The sequence below is a fragment of the Plasticicumulans sp. genome, assembly GCF_035331805.1.
Taxonomy (GTDB): Bacteria; Pseudomonadota; Gammaproteobacteria; order Competibacterales; family Competibacteraceae; genus Plasticicumulans.
This window is the reverse complement of sequence record NZ_DAOLKE010000062.1, coordinates 1-14,619: the sequence shown is the minus strand read 5'-3', so window position 1 is coordinate 14,619 and position 14,619 is coordinate 1. Positions and strand designations below refer to the sequence as shown.

Sequence of the window (14,619 nt, the reverse complement as noted above, 5' to 3'; positions counted from 1 at the left end):
CCCGTTCGCGGCCACCGGTGCCCGCGTGCTGCTGAGCGCCGCCCGCCGGCTCGCGGCCGGTGGCGGCCGGCGGGCGCTGCTTGCCGTCTGCACGGCCGGCGGCATGGGGGTCGCGGTCGTGCTCGAACGCCCGCACGCCGGCTAGCGGCGTCCGTCTGGCTACGCCAGCCGCGCCCGGATCGCGTCGGCAAGCTCGTCGTAGTCGACCGGCTTCTTCAGGATGTGCGGCTGCTCGCTCTCCGGCAGCGTCGCCAGCATCTCGGCCGAGGACAGCGCGGTCAGGAACAGGAACGGCAGCTGCGCGAGTGCCGGATCGCAGCGCGTGGCGTGGTAGAGGCCGGCACCGCCGAGCTGCGGCATCATGATGTCGGTCAGCACCAGATCGACCGGCCGCTCGCGCAGCAGCGCCAGGGCCAGCGCGCCGTTGCCGGCCTCGCAGACCTGATAGCCGAGGTCTTCGAGTTCCTCGACCAGGTACTCGCGCAGCTCCTGCTCGTCCTCGACCACGAGCAGCGTCGTGCCGGCCGGTGTCATCGTCGTCCCGTCCCGTTTCTTGTCTGTGGCGGGCTCAGCGCCGCTCGCGCACGAAGCGGATCAGTTCGGTGAGCGGCATCGGCCGCGCCAGGTGATAGCCCTGGATCTGGCCGCAGCCGAGGCGGCGCATCTCGCGCTCCTGCTCGGCGGTCTCGACGCCTTCGGCGACCGTGCCGATGCCGAGCGCGTGCGCGAGCGTCAGCACGCTCTCGATGATCTGGCGGTCGATGGCGTTGCCGGGCAGGCCGCGCACGAAGCTCTGGTCGATCTTGACGGTATCGACCGGCAGCGCGCGCAGGTACGAAAGCGAGCCGTAGCCGGTGCCGAAATCGTCGATCGCGACGCCGACGCCGAGCCCGCGCAGCTCGGCGACGATGCCGGCGGCGTGGCGGATGTCAGCGATCACCGAAGTTTCGGTCAGTTCGATGTCGAGCTGGCCGGCACCGAGACCATGCGCGGCCATGACCTCGCGCACGCGCGCCGGGAAGCCGGCGTGCAGTTCGACACCCGAGGCATTGACGGCGATCGCAAGATCCAGCCCCTCGCGCGCGAGCACCGCCGCGGCGCGCGCGGCCTCGTCGAGCACCCAGACGCTCAGCGCCTCGATCAGGTTGCAGCGCTCGGCGATCGGGATGAACACGCCGGGCGAGATCGGTCCGAGATCCCGGCTGTGCCAGCGCACCAGCGCCTCGGCACCGACCAGACGATCATCGGCGAGCTGCAGCTTGGGCTGGAAGTGCAGCGTGAACTCGCCGTCGCGCAGCGCCCGCAGCAGGTGATCCTCGACGTGGCCGGCCATGCGCAGCCGCTGCACGGCCGCCGCGTCGAGGCGCAGCAGCGTATGGCCGCCGTCGCGCCGGCCGAAGCGCACGGCGAGGCACGCATCCTCCAGCCGGTCGGCCACGTCGCAGCCGGCCTCGGGCTCGCAGTGCACGTAGCAGAGCGTCGTGCTCAGGCGCACCGGCGCGGCGCCCCCCGGGCTGCGGCATTCGATCTCGACCAGCCGCCCGAGTGCCGACACATCGAGCGCATCGGCATCGGCGAACAGCAGGCCGAAGGTCTCGGAATCGAGGCGGTAGGCCTGCGCCGGAGCCAGCAGCTGCACCTGCCCGATCAGCGCCTGCTCGGCCTCGTCCTGGAAGCTGCTGCCGAATTGCTGGACGTGGCGGCTGAGCTCATCGAAGGACGCAACCAGCAGGCCGCGCCGGCGCCGGCCGCGCCCGTCGGCAAGGGCTGCCTGCAAGGCCATCCGGTCCGGCAGCGTGGCCGTCCTGCGCTCCACCCCGGCCAGCTGCGATTCGAGATCGCCGATGCGCGACTGCACGCGCGCATGCACGCGCCGGGCGTTGCGCAGGCGGCTCGCGAGCGTGGCGAGCAGCAGGTCGTAGTCGACCGGCTTGATCAGGTAGTCATCGGCCCCGAGCGCGCGGCCGCGGATCTGGTGTTCGCGGTCGCCGTAGGCGGTCAGCAGCACGAACGGCACCTCGCCGAGCGCATCGCCGCGCGCACGCACCTGTTCGAGCAGCTGCAGGCCGCTCAGGCCGGGCATGTTGACATCGCAGAGGATCAGGTCGGGCTGCAGGCCGGCGAGCCGCCCGATCGCCTCGCTGCCGCTGCCGGCCTCGTGCACCTCGTAGCCGGCATCGAGCAGTTCGTCGACGAGATCGCGGCGGATTTCGGCTTCATCCTCGACGCACAGGATCACTGCACCGTTCGTGTCCATGACGGGCCCTCCTCCGTTCAGGCCGCTGCCGCGGCGCGCGGACCATGCACCGGCAGCACCAGACGCACGACCGTGCCCTGCCCCGGCGGGCTGTCGATGTCCAGCCGCCCGCCGCTCAGCTGCACGAACTGCTCGACCAGATACAGGCCGAGCCCGGCCCCGTGACTCGCAAGCCCGGCACTGCCGCGGTAGAAACGCTCGCGCACGCGCGGCAGCTCATCGGCCGGAATGCCCGGTCCCTGGTCGTGGATGTCGAGATGCACGCAGTCATCGGTGCCGGTGCTGGCGCGGATCGTGACCGTGCCCGCTTGCGGCGAGTAGCGCGCGGCGTTGTCGAGCACGGCCGACAGCATGACGCGCAGCAGCCCGGCATCGCCGTGCACCGTCGCCGGCAGCGCGCCGTCGATCTCGAAGCGGTGCTGCGGATAGGCGACGGTCTCGGTCTGCACGACCTCCTGCAGCACGGCCGCGAAGGCCACCGGCCCGAAGGCATGCGTGAGCTGGCTGCTCTCCAGGCGCGAGAACGACAGCGCGCTTTCGAGCACGTCGACCAGCCGGCGCACCGAGGCGCGCAGGCTGCGCGCGCGTTCGATGATCTTGTCGGGGCCGAGGCGGTCGGCACGCCGCTCGAAGGTCTGCGCGACGCCGTCGATGATGGTCAGCGGCGTGCGGAACTCGTGCGAGACGACGTTGATGAACTGACGCTGCACCTCGCCGAGTTCGCGCTCCTTGTCGAGCGCGGCGCGCACGCTGCGTTCGGCCTCGACCATCGCCGCGTAGGCGGCACCGAGACGCCGGCCCATGTCGACCAGGTGCGTGCCGACGGTCTGCAGCTCGGCGATGCGGTAGTCGGGCTCGGACTGCTCGTAGTCGCCGCCGCCGATGCGCCGGATCAGCGCCTCGATGTCGCCGAGCGGCGCGGCCACGCGCGCGGTCATCGCCCGGGCGCGGCTGCGCAGGTAGATCAGGAAGCCGACGTAGAACAGCATCAGGCTCGCGATCATCAGCCAGCCGACCAGCGACAGCCGCTCGCGCAGCGCCGTGGCCCCGGCGAGGATCTCGTGCTCCGGTGCGAGCACCACCAGCTGCCAGCCGGGACCGGCCACCGTCGACCAGCCGGCCAGCGTGCGGCCGCTGCCGAGCGCGAGTTCGACGACACCGTCCCCGCCGGCCTTCAGCGCCCGGCCGAGCACGGCGAGGTCGGCACGCTTGTGGACGTTGAAGTCATCGGGCTTGAAGGTGTCGGCGCGGATCGCCTCGTCGTAGCTGTGCGCGGTCAGCTCCTTCAGGCCGAAATCCCGTTCGCCGCGCGGCGGCAGCGCCAGGATCGTGCCGTCGCGCCCGACCAGCAGCGCGTAGCCCTGCCAGGGCAGCTGCAGGTTCAGCACGCGCCTGACGATGGTGTCGACGGTCACGTCGATGCCGACCACGCCTTCGAGGAAGTTGCCGTCGGCGCCGCCGTAGACCGGTGCGATCGACGACACCATCCAGCCGCTGCCGGCCGGATCGACGTAGGCGTCGGTCCAGACCGCGCGCCGTTCGGGGTCGTGGGCGGCGTCGGCCTCGTAGTAGAAGTTGTAACTGGGGATGTCCATCTTCGCCGGGTACTGCGTCAGCACCTCGAAGTACGGATGGATGCGGTTGTAGCTGTCGTGCGTGTTCAGGTAGAGCTGCGCGACCAGCGGGTTGGCCGCCTTGATCGCCTGCATCAGCGGATCGATCGCCGCCGTGCGCCGCACCTTGTCGCGCTCGGCCGGGCCGACCGGCACGATGCCGCTGTAGAAGCCGGCCGAGACGCCCTCGCGCGTCGTGTAGTAGACGCCATCCGCGCCGTAGGCGTGGCGGGCATCGTCATCGGTCGCCGCCGCCGGGGCCGGCGTGCGCAGGGCACGCGCGGTTTCGGCCGCGAACACGCGCGTCAGGTCCCCGACCGCGCCGAGCTTTTCGGCGATCGCATCGGCCTCGCGCTGCGCGGTGCGGGCGAGATCCTCGCGCGAGATCGCCCCGAGTGCCTCGGCGTTGCGCTCGTAGGTGATGAAGCTCGACACCCAGTACACGCCGATGAAGCCGAGTTCGATCACCAGCAGCGGGATGATCGCGGCGCGCAGATAGGACTGCCACAGGTAGCGCGCCAGCGGCAGACGCCGGGCACCGGCGGGGGTCTGGGAAAGTTCACTCATGGTCGGTACAGCCCGTCCTGCCCGTGCGGGTATGAATCCGGCGCTGCGCCTGGTGCGCAGCGCCGGATGGTTCCTCCGGCCTGGGGCCGCGCAGCCGCTGCCGGCAGCGCCGGCTGCGGACCGGCCGGTATTTCAGGCGCGGGAAGGTGCCACGTGACCGGACGACGGACAAGGCGAACCCCGGGAATCCGGCCGGATTCCCGCAACTTGTGACGATTGACCGTCCCGTCCGCGGCCGGCCGGCGCATCCGGCGGGTGAAGCGGGTGCCGGGGGCGGACAGGCAGCGGTGCCGGCTTGATGCATCTCAAGGGCGGAACGCGATGCAAAAAATAGCCTTGCGGATATTTCACATCACGATGAGGCGTTACCGATGTCCCGTACCGACCGCACCCTGCCCCTGGTCTACAGCTGCTCGGGCTGTTCGAGTGCTGCGCAACTCGCCAACCACGTCGCGCTGACGCTCGATCGCCGCGGGCTCGCCGAGATGTCGTGCATCGCCGGAGTCGGCGGCGGCGTGCCGGCGCTGGTGCGCGTCGCGCAGGGCACGCGACCGGTCATCGCGCTCGATGGCTGCGCGCTCGCCTGCGTGCGCCATTGCCTCGCCCGGGCCGGCGTCAGCGCCGGCACCTATCATCTGCTGTCCGATCACGGCGTGCGCAAGCGCCACGGTGCAGACTTCGATGCCGCCGACGCCGCACGCGTGCTCGAAATCGTCATTGCCGGCCTGCCGCAGGCTGCCACCGCAGCCTGAACCGGCCGTGCCAGCCAGGTGCCTGCCCATGACCGAACCGCGCCCCGACACCCCCGACTGCGCCTCGCCGCCGTGCCTGGCGCACGAACTCGACCCGCTCTGGAGCGGCCGGGCCGGCTATGCCGTGCCCCTGCGCGCGCCGGTGCGCGCCGAGCACAGCTACGTGCAGCGGCTCTGCGCCACACCGGCGCAGGTGCTGCCGCTGCTCTGTCCGGTACGGGAGACGGACTGGATCGCGGACTGGCGTCCGCAGTACGTGATCAGTGCCTCGGGCCTCGCCGAGCCCGACTGCGTGTTCGCGACACCGGCCCCGGCCGGGGGCAGCGCGCTGTGGTACGTGACCCGCCACGATGCAGTGCAGGGTTACGTGGAGATGGTGCGCTTCGTGCCGGAGCACACGGCCTGCCGGCTGGAGATCTGGCTGCAGGCCGACGGCGATTCGGCCTGTCTCGCGACGGTCCGCTACCGGCTGACCAGCCTCGGCAGCGTTGCCGGCGATGCTGCGGTCGCGGCCTATACCGCGGAGCACTACCTGGTGTTCATGCGCGACTGGGAGCGACGGCTGAACCACTGGCTGCGGACCGGCCGCTGCCTGCCCGCGGACTGACGCCCCGCGCCCCGCTGCCGGCAGCCGGCTCAGTCCGCATGCCGGTGGCTGCGCAGCGGATCGGGATGCGCATGACGCGCGATCGCCTCGAACTGCGCCTGACCGAGCAGGCGGGCGCGATGCGCGGCCTGCACGTACAGGTGTTCGAGGTCGCGATCGACCGGGAACACCGGCTCGGCAGCGCTGGCGTGACCCTGCAGGAACGGGCGGGAACAGGCGCAGACCGCATCGGGCATGTCGGCGGGGAACATCGGCTGAGCATCCATCGTGCAAGCCTCCAGGGGTCACTCCGTAAGAACGGACACCGGCCGGTGGCGCTCGTTCGGCCGCCACGAACCGGCATGCAGACGCTGCGACGGACCAGCCGGCGGGCGCTGCTGACGGGGATATCGGCCGATCCTGTTCCCGACTTGCGCGTGCAGCAATCCGGCAGATGCAGGGCAAATGCGGATGAATGCACAACAAATGCAAGATTGCAGGAAGCGCGGGACGTGCAGGGGCTGACGCACGGCGAGGCTTCGGCCGTCCGCGTTCTTGCCGACGCATGCGGACGGTCCCTGTTGTAGCAGGCAACGGCATTGTTGCAAGAAAGAAAAGCCGTTTTGTATTTACAACAACAAAATCGGCTTGTTGCGCCGCCGCTGATCAGGCCGGACAGGCCGGTGCCCCCCAGGCCGCGTACCAGGCCGGCAGCTGCTCGGCCGGCATCGGCCGCGAGACCAGGTAGCCCTGCGCGAGATCGCAGCCCTGCTCGCGCAGCCAGTGCCACAGCGTCGCGCTCTCGACGCCTTCGGCGACCACGGTCAGCCCGAGCTGGCGCCCGAGCCGGATCGAGTTTTCCACGATCGCCCGCGCCACCGGATCGCGATCGGCGACGCGCACGAAGCCGAGATCGATCTTCAGCTCCGAGAACGGCAGGTGATGCAGCTGCCCGAACGACGAGTAACCGGTGCCGAAGTCGTCGATCGACAGCTGCACGCCCTTCAGCCGCAGGCGCGTCAGGATGTCGAGGGCCCGGACCGGCTCGCGGGCCAGCGAGGTCTCGGTGATCTCGAAGGTGATCGCGTCGTGCTGCCAGGCCGCTGCATCGACCAGCGCGAGCAGTTGCTCGGGCAGCGACACGTCGAACAAGGCCTCGCCCGGCAGGTTGACCGACAGTCCCGGCAGGCGGCCGCCCGGCAGCAGGCCGTGCAGGTGCGCAAGATCGGCGAGGGCGCATTCGAGCACGCAGCGGGTGAGTTCCAGCCCGAGTCCGCCCCGTTCGACGAGCGGCACGAAGCTGTCGGGCAGCAGCAGGCCGTGCTGCGGGTGGCACCAGCGCACCAGTCCCTCGACCCCGCACCAGCGCCCGTCGTGCAGCGCCACCTGCGGCTGGTAGTGCACGGTGAAGCGGTTCTCGGCGAGCGCCGCGTGCAGCTCGTCCAGCGTCACCGGCTGCAGCGGCTGCACCCGGGCCGGCGGCATGCCCGGCTGCAGCAGCAGCGCGGTCAGCGCGGCGACGGACACCGGCTTCTGCAGTTCGCCGAGCACATCGAGTCCGAACCCCTGCGCGAGCCGCAGCGCCGCCTGCAGCACCCTGCGCTCGCAGCCGCTGACCAGGATCAGCCTGGAGCGACAGCCGGCACGTGCGAGTTCGCGGATGACCTCGATGCCGTCGAGGTGCGGCATGATCAGGTCGAGCAGGATCACGTCCGGCGCCGGCTGCAGCGCGGATTCCAGCTCGCGGACATCGCCGAGGCTTGCGACCGCGTAGCCGGCGAGATCGCCGGTCTCGGCGAAGAACTCGCGGTTGTCGGCTTCGTCATCGACGACCAGCAGGCGCGGGCGGCGGGCGTGGTCAGGGTTCATCGGTTTTCCATCCTGTTGGCGATCGGGATTCCCCGCCCCGTATCCCGGAGCGGGTTCGGCGGCTGTCACGAAATCTTCATGCACGAATCCCGGCCTCAGCCGCCCCCGGGCTGATCCAGCCTGCGCCGCACCGCCTGCAGCAGTTCGACCGCAGTGAACGGCTTGAGCAGCAGCGGCCAGCGCGACAGCTCGGCCAGCGCGTCGTCATCGGCGTAGCCCGAGATCAGCAGCACCCGCAGCCCGGGCTGCTGCCGGCAGGCATGCGCGGCCAGTGCGCAGCCATCGAGCGGACCCGGCATCGTCACGTCGGTGACGAGCAGCGCGTGCCCGCCGGCCTGCAGCCGTGCCAGGGCCTGCTGCGGATCGCTGCAGGTATCGACCCGGTAGCCATCGGCCTCCAGCCATTCGCGCCCGAGTTCGAGCAGGCCGGATTCATCATCGACCAGCAGCACGCGCTCGCCCTGGCCGGCCGGGGCGGCCACCCCCGGCACCGGCAGCGCTGCCTCCGGGCGCGGACTCATCGGTGCCACGGCCGGCAGATACAGCCGGACCGTCGTGCCGCCGCCCGCAGCGCCGGCGAGCGTGGCATTGCCGCCGGACTGGCGGGCGTAACCGAGCACCATCGCCAGCCCGAGCCCGGTGCCCTGGCCGCGGTGCTTGGTCGTGAAGAACGGATCGAAGGCCCGCGCCCGCACCGCCGGCGACATGCCGCAGCCGGTATCGGTGACGGCGATCACGATCCAGGTGCCGGCCGCCAGTTCGGGCACGGCGCCGGCGGGCAGGGTCTGCAGCTGCACCTCCAGGGTCAGCGTGCCGCCGCCCGGCATCGCATCGCGGGCGTTGATCACGAGGTTCAGCAATGCGTTGCCGAGGCCGCCGGCATCGACGCAGGCCCGCAGCGGCGGCTGCGGCGCGGGTTCGAAGCCATGCAGCACGATGCGCACGCCCGAGCCGGCCGACTGGCGGATCAGCGGCAGCAGCTCGATGCAGTGCGCGGCCACGTCGACCTCGCGCGCATCGAGCGGCTGGCGGCGCGCGACCTGCAGCAGCGCCCGCGTGACCTCGGCGGCGCGACGCGCAGCGCGCAGGGCCAGATCGTGGTGACGCAGCGCCCGCGCATCCCCGGCCGGCAGCCGGGGGGCCAGCAGTTCGAGCCCGCCGAGGATCATGTTCAGCAGGTTGTTGAAGTCGTGCGCGAGTCCGCCGGTCAGCAGGCCGATGGCTTCGAGCTTCTCGGCCTGGCGCAGCCGGATCTCGGCGTCGCGCCGCTCGCCGATGTCGCGCACGAAGCCGGCCAGCCGCCAGCCGCGATCGGTCGGCAGCGCCGTCAGCAGCACCTCGCAGGGGAACTCGCTGCCGTCGCGCCGCACGGACACGCGCTCCTCGACCCGCCCGAAACCGTCGAAGCGGCCGGTCTGGCGCACCGCCTCGTGCAGGCGGCGCTGCTGCACGCGCAGGTGCGACGGCACGATCAGATCGTTCAGGTCCAGCCCCAGCACCTCGGCGCGCGACCAGCCGAACATGGTCTCGGCCTGCGCGCTCCATTCGACGATCTCGCCGTTCTCGTCGAGCGCGAGGAAGGCATCCGGCGAGTTGTCGATCACGCACTGCAGCAGCGCCAGCGAATGCAGCTGCTGACGCTGGCTCTCGGCGAGCCGGCGCTCGCGCTCGCGGGCACGGCGGTAGCGGTTCAGCCGCGTGATCGAGCGCACGCGCGCGCGCAGCTCGGCGCGGTCGGCGGGTTTGGCGATGAAGTCGTCGGCACCGGCGTCGAGCCCGAGCAGGCGCGAGGCGGCATCGTCGAGCGCGGTCAGCATCAGCACCGGCACCTCGGCGAGCGCCGGATCGGCGCGCAGGCGCCGGCAGACCTCGTAGCCGTCCATTCCCGGCATCAGCACGTCGAGCAGGATCAGATCCGGCAGCAGGCGCGCGGCGAGCACCAGCGCCTCGCTGCCATCCGCGGCGGTTTCCAGCCGGTAGCCGTCCCCGGCGAGCATGGCTTCGAGCGCCAGGCGGGCAAGGGCGTCGTCATCGACGAGCAGCAGCAGCGGCGGCAGATCATCGTCGGCCGGCACGGTGGCGGACTGTGGCGGCAGCGGCGGTTCCATCGAGAATCCGGCAGTGGGCAGCGCAAGGGCAGCACCGGCCTGACCAGCCGCTGCATGCCTGCCGATTCCGGACAATCCGGACCTGCCTGTCCATGATCCGGGTCAGTTCCGGCCCGGGTGGGATCTGCCATGGCTGCCGGCATGGCGGCTGCCGGTTCAGGCGATCAGCACCGCGTTCGGGTTCGGCATGCGCAGGTAGGTCAGGCAGGTCTGGCCGGCGAAGCGGTGCGGGTACGGGCCTTCGTAGGGACGGGCGGCGACGGCGGTGAAGCCGTTCTTCTCGAGCACGCGGCGACTGGCGAGGTTGCGCTCCAGACAGACCGATCCCCAGGTGCGTAGCCCCGGTCCGGCCAGCGGATCGAGATTCAGCAGTTGATCGAGCGCACGGCTGGCAACGCCGAGTCCCTGCCACGGCACCCCGATCCAGTAGCCGAGCATCGCCAGCCCCGGATCGGTACCGCAGCCGACCGAGATCACGCCGACCAGCAGCCCGAAGCGCTCGATCGCGAAGTGCCGGCCGGTGCCACGGCGCTGCTGGCAGTCGGCGAGCTGCAGGAAGCGCTCGGCGCCATCGGCCGGATACGGCCGCGGCAGGTTGGCCCAGGAGGCCAGGCGCGGATCGGAGACGAGATGCTGGATGCGCGGCGCATCGGCGGTTTCAAGCAGTCGCAGACTGACGGCCATGGCGAAGGTCTCCCACAGGCAGAATGTGGCATTCCCCCTTCTTCCCCCACCCCGCCAACATAGCCAGCCGACGACCGGCCAAATGCAGAAGTTTCCGGAAATCAGTCCGGTAAACGATTTTTCATGATCGATCCCTGAAGCTTCCTGCCTGTTTCCGTCATCCGTGGAGATTCCGTGGAGACACCGCGCCGCCATGCGCGCAGTGCCGGGCGCAGCCGCTCAGCCCAGCAGTTCGAACACATCGATGACGTTGCGTGCGACCTCGGCGATGCGCTGGTTGCGGTCCATCGCGAGCTTGCGCAGCGACGCATAGGCTTCGGCCTCGGTCTGGTTGCGGTGTTCCATCAGCAGGCCCTTGGCCTTGTCGATCAGCTTGCGCTCGGCGAGCTGGCTGCGCGTGGCTTCGAGTTCGCGGCGCAGCGCCTGGAACTCCCGGAAGCGCGCGATCGCGACCTCGACGATCGGCCGCACGCGGTGCGGCTGCAGACCGTCGACGACGTAGGCACTGACCCCGGCGCGCACGGCGGCCGCGATGGCATCCGGGGAGTCATCCTCGGCGAACACGACGATCGGCCGCGGGTTGTCACGCCCGACCGTCTGCAGGCTCTCCAGCGTGTCGCGGTCCGGCGATTCGATGTCGACCAGCACGATGTCGGGCTGCAGTTCGGAGATCCGGTCGACCAGCATGTCGCACTCGGCGAAGCGGCCGATCACCTGCAGGCCGGCATCGCGCAGGGCCTGCTCCAGAATGGCGGAACGGGTGGAACTGGGATCGACGAGGATGACGCGCAGCGACTGCATGGCAGAACTCCAGGGCTGTCCCGAAAAATTAATGCATTAGTCATGCCATTACGGTACAAGATTTCGGATCGAATGCCGTGCCGATGCACGCAGCCACGCTCCGATCGCCCTGCTTCCGCACGCCGGCCTCCGGCTGCGGTCAGTCCTGAATCGCGCATTCCTCCGGCCACCGGGAACCAGACGCATGACATCGTTCGCCAGGGTCTTCACCGACCGGGTCCGCACCTCCGAACTGCTCGAAGGCTATGCCGTACACCTGCGCGGCGAGCGCGTCGCGCTCGGCACGCTGGTCGCGCTGCTCGGCAAGCGCTCGTTCGGGCTGCTGCTGCTGCTGTTTGCCCTGCCGAACCTGGTGCCGCTGCCGCCGGGCTCGTCGACGGTGTTCGGCCTGCCGCTGCTGCTGCTCTGCGCGCAGATGATGTACGGCCGCTCGCTGCCGTGGCTGCCGGGCTGGCTGCTGAAGAAGTCGATCCCGCGCAGCAGCTTCGATTCGATGCTGGCACGCACGCTGCCGTGGCTGCGCCGCATCGAACGCTGGCTGCAGCCGCGACTGACGCAATGCACCGGGCGCTGCGCCGAACGGCTGCTCGGCGGCTGGTGTGCGGTCCAGGCCATCGTGCTGGCGCTGCCGATCCCGCTCGCCAACTTTCCGCCGGCGCTCTGCATCGTGCTGATCGCGCTCGGCATGCTGGAACGCGACGGCGTGCTGGTGATCGCCGGCAGCCTGATCGGGCTGATCAGCCTCGGCATCGCGCTGACGGTCGGCTACGGCCTCGTGCAGGGTCTGCTGCTGATCGGCCAGGCCTGAGGCCGCAGCGGCACCGGCGGCTCGCGGACCGCCGGTGCCGGAAGGCATCGCCGGCCCGACTCAGGCCGCGAGCTGCGGCCGCAGGTAGTCCTCGCAGCCCTGCAGCGTCGACAGCTTCGGGTAGTCGAAGTCGAGGATCGTGACCTGCAGTTCCTTTTCGAGGCTGGTCATCAGCCGCAGGAAGTCGATCGAGTCGATCTCGAACTGGTCATGGAAGCTGACGTTCGGATTGACGTCGCTGACGTCGGCGTTCGGGGCGACCTCGCTGAGGACGCGCAGGATGGTGGCTCGGATCTGTTCGACGGTCATGGCGGTATACCTCGGGGGGAAGCGCAAGAAGCAGGTTTGATTAATTCTGCTTCACATTATAACCCCGGAACCCGGTTATGCTGCAACGCAATATCTGCCGCGCCTGCTTGCACCATATCGTGCAAGCCATTGTTTATAAAACAAATCATTCGCACGAATCTGGTGCAAACATTGGTCATACCAGTTCCGGCCGCCCGGAAGTGCGATTTTTTGTCAAGACTCGTGACCTTCGAGCGTCGACAGGTCGCCCTCGGGCAGCCCGAGTTCGCGCGCCTTCAGCAGCCGGCGCAGGATCTTGCCGCTGCGCGTCTTCGGCAGGCTGTCGACGAAGCCGAGCTCGCGCGGCGCCACCGCCGGCCCGAGCCGGGTGCGGGCATGTGCGATCAGCGACTTGCGCAGCGCATCGTCACCGGTATGGCCGGGCTTCAATGCCACGAAGGCCTTGATCAGCTCGCCGGCCCACGGATCGGGCTTGCCGATGACGCCGGCCTCGGCGACGGCCGGATGTTCGAGCAGCACGCTTTCGACCTCGAACGGCCCGATCAGGTGGCCTGAAGTCTTGATCACGTCATCGGCGCGGCCGACGAACCAGTAGCGGCCGTCGGCATCGCGCTGCGCGCGGTCCCCGGACAGATACCAGCCGTCTGCGAAGCAGCTGGCATAACGCTCGGGCTCGTCGAGATAGGCGCGGAACATCGACGGCCAGCCGGCGCGGATCGCCAGTTCGCCGGCCTCGCCATCGGGCAGGAAATCGAGGCCGCCGTCGCGCCGGCGGTGCACGATCGCGGCCTCGATGCCCGGCAGCGGCCGGCCCATCGAGCCCGGAGCCACCGGCTCGCTGCCGTAGTTGGCCACCATGATCGCGCCGGTCTCGGTCTGCCACCAGGTGTCGTGGAAGGGCTGGCCGAACACGCGCTGGCCCCACAGCACGGCCTCGGGGTTCAGCGGTTCGCCGACGCTCGCCATCAGCCGCAGCGCCGGCAGCGTGCGCCCGGCCATCGGCGCGTCGCCGAGCTTCATCAGCATGCGGATCGCGGTCGGCGCGGTGTACCAGATGCTGACCTGCTGCTCGTCGAGGATGCGATACCAGCGCTGCGCGTCGAATTCGGCCTCGTCGATGATCATCGTCACGCCGTTGACCAGCGGCGCGATCAGGCCGTACGAGATGCCGGTGACCCAGCCGGGGTCGGCCGTGCACCAGTAGACGTCGCCGGGGCGCAGGTCGAGCACGGCCCGGCCGCTCCACGCATGGGCGGCCACTGCACCGTGCACGTGCAGCGCGCCCTTCGGCGAACCGGTCGTGCCGCTGGTGTAATGCAGCAGCGCCGGGCTGTCGGGACCGGTCGCGGCGACCGGGCAGCCGGTTTCGGCCTGCGCCATCAGCGCCTCGAAGCGGAAGGTGCCGGGGCAGTCGCCGCCGACGGTCAGCACGGTGTCGAGCGCGGGCAGCGTGTCGCGCAGCGCCGCGATCTTGCGCTGGTACAGCGTCACCGTCGTCACCAGCACGCGCGCGTGGCTCTTTTCGAGCCGGGTATGCACCGGCTCCGGCCCGAAGGCCGAGAACAGCGGGCAGAGCACGATGCCGGCACGCAGCGCCCCGAGCGCGGCGATGTAGAGCTCCGGAATGCGCCCGGCCAGCACCGCGACACACTCGCCCGGCCCGACGCCGAGCCGCTCCAGCACGCAGGCGAAGCGCTGCGCCTCGGCGAGCAGCTGCGCATAGGTGTAGTCGCGCACGGCGCCGTCCTTGCCGAGCCAGCGCAGCGCCAGACGCGCGCCGTTTCCGTCGGCCACGTGCCGGTCCAGCGCCTCCCAGCCGATGTTGAGCCCGCCTCCGGGCAGGCCGGCGAGGCCGGCGCGCACCTCTGCCCAGTCAAAGTGCGCGCGCGCCCGGGCGTGATCGGGCAGATTCCAGTGCCGGTCGGCCGGCTTCTCGATCAGGACCGTCCGGGGGTTTCGGGTTTCATCGTTCACGCTCGAAATCCTCGACCGGTGACGCACCTTGCGGCTGCGCCACCGGCAGCATCGAAAATGGGAAGGCGGCCTTCACGCCATGCAGCCCGCAAGCCCCCGGCGTGGCCCCGCCGCATGCCGCCGGCCGGGCGGGTGCATGTTGATACCTGTCAACCGGCCCGGCAAACGGCTCGACTACACTGGCCGGCCACCGCTGCCCGCCCCCCGGCCCGACCGGGTGGCGCTGCGCAGCGATCCGCTCCCTGTCCGTTTCCTGCCGCTCCGGAATCCCGCGATGACGATCCGCAACCT

Annotated in this window: 14 protein-coding genes and 1 pseudogene; 4 read left to right on the top strand and 11 right to left on the bottom strand. The window is 70.4% G+C overall.

The features are described from left to right. A pseudogene (locus PKE44_RS06785) lies at positions 1-145 on the top strand (acetyl-CoA C-acyltransferase); the annotation flags it as partial. Positions 146-159: 14 nt separating this feature from the next. On the opposite strand, the gene PKE44_RS06780 reads toward PKE44_RS06785, so the two are convergent. Genes PKE44_RS06780 through PKE44_RS06770 form a run of 3 tightly spaced genes read right to left on the bottom strand, consistent with a single transcriptional unit; the run spans position 160 to position 4,437 of the window. Next, positions 160-534, bottom strand: a complete 375-nt coding sequence (locus PKE44_RS06780) for a response regulator (protein WP_324549361.1) — start codon at positions 532-534, stop codon at positions 160-162. Between the two features lie 34 nt (positions 535-568). Beyond that, entirely contained in the window at positions 569-2,257 is a 1,689-nt protein-coding gene (locus PKE44_RS06775) for an EAL domain-containing protein (RefSeq protein ID WP_324549360.1), read from the bottom strand. A gap of 17 nt (positions 2,258-2,274) precedes the next feature. Next, positions 2,275-4,437 carry a sensor histidine kinase gene (locus PKE44_RS06770; RefSeq protein WP_324549358.1) on the bottom strand — a complete coding sequence of 721 codons (2,163 nt, stop codon included), beginning with the start codon at positions 4,435-4,437 and terminating at the stop codon, positions 2,275-2,277. A 371-nt stretch (positions 4,438-4,808) separates the two neighbouring features. Between PKE44_RS06770 and PKE44_RS06765 the strand changes: the two genes are divergently transcribed. Both PKE44_RS06765 and PKE44_RS06760 read left to right on the top strand, forming a co-directional pair. Then, a complete protein-coding gene (locus PKE44_RS06765; protein ID WP_324549355.1) occupies positions 4,809-5,189 on the top strand; it encodes a putative zinc-binding protein in 381 nt (126 codons plus the stop codon). A gap of 28 nt (positions 5,190-5,217) precedes the next feature. Next, positions 5,218-5,796, top strand: a complete 579-nt coding sequence (locus PKE44_RS06760) for a hypothetical protein (RefSeq protein ID WP_324549353.1) — start codon at positions 5,218-5,220, stop codon at positions 5,794-5,796. Positions 5,797-5,825: 29 nt separating this feature from the next. On the opposite strand, the gene PKE44_RS06755 is transcribed toward PKE44_RS06760, so the two are convergent. From PKE44_RS06755 to PKE44_RS06735, 5 genes are all read right to left on the bottom strand, one after another. After that, positions 5,826-6,047: a hypothetical protein gene (locus PKE44_RS06755; protein ID WP_324549351.1), complete on the bottom strand. Its 222-nt coding sequence runs from the start codon at positions 6,045-6,047 to the stop codon at positions 5,826-5,828. Between the two features lie 394 nt (positions 6,048-6,441). After that, positions 6,442-7,644, bottom strand: a complete 1,203-nt coding sequence (locus PKE44_RS06750) for an EAL domain-containing response regulator (RefSeq protein ID WP_324549349.1) — start codon at positions 7,642-7,644, stop codon at positions 6,442-6,444. Positions 7,645-7,739: 95 nt separating this feature from the next. Then, positions 7,740-9,752, bottom strand: a complete 2,013-nt coding sequence (locus tag PKE44_RS06745; protein ID WP_324549346.1) for a response regulator — start codon at positions 9,750-9,752, stop codon at positions 7,740-7,742. A 156-nt stretch (positions 9,753-9,908) separates the two neighbouring features. Beyond that, positions 9,909-10,436, bottom strand: a complete 528-nt coding sequence (locus tag PKE44_RS06740) for a GNAT family N-acetyltransferase (RefSeq protein WP_324549343.1) — start codon at positions 10,434-10,436, stop codon at positions 9,909-9,911. A 219-nt stretch (positions 10,437-10,655) separates the two neighbouring features. Next, positions 10,656-11,237, bottom strand: a complete 582-nt coding sequence (locus tag PKE44_RS06735; protein WP_324549342.1) for an ANTAR domain-containing protein — start codon at positions 11,235-11,237, stop codon at positions 10,656-10,658. Between the two features lie 184 nt (positions 11,238-11,421). Here PKE44_RS06735 and PKE44_RS06730 point away from each other — a divergent pair, with 184 nt between their 5' ends. Continuing rightward, positions 11,422-12,045 (top strand): exopolysaccharide biosynthesis protein, encoded by a 624-nt coding sequence (locus tag PKE44_RS06730; RefSeq protein WP_324549340.1) that lies wholly within the window; start codon positions 11,422-11,424, stop codon positions 12,043-12,045. Positions 12,046-12,105: 60 nt separating this feature from the next. Here PKE44_RS06730 and PKE44_RS06725 read toward each other — a convergent pair whose 3' ends face one another. The 3 genes from PKE44_RS06725 to PKE44_RS06715 all read right to left on the bottom strand — a co-directional run. Further along, entirely contained in the window at positions 12,106-12,354 is a 249-nt protein-coding gene (locus tag PKE44_RS06725; protein ID WP_324549337.1) for an acyl carrier protein, read from the bottom strand. Positions 12,355-12,567: 213 nt separating this feature from the next. Then, positions 12,568-14,262, bottom strand: coding sequence for an acetate--CoA ligase (acsA, locus tag PKE44_RS06720; protein WP_324549364.1), 1,695 nt, complete (start codon positions 14,260-14,262; stop codon positions 12,568-12,570). A gap of 55 nt (positions 14,263-14,317) precedes the next feature. Then, the coding region (locus PKE44_RS06715; RefSeq protein ID WP_324549335.1) for a hypothetical protein at positions 14,318-14,619 on the bottom strand (302 nt) is incomplete at its 5' end.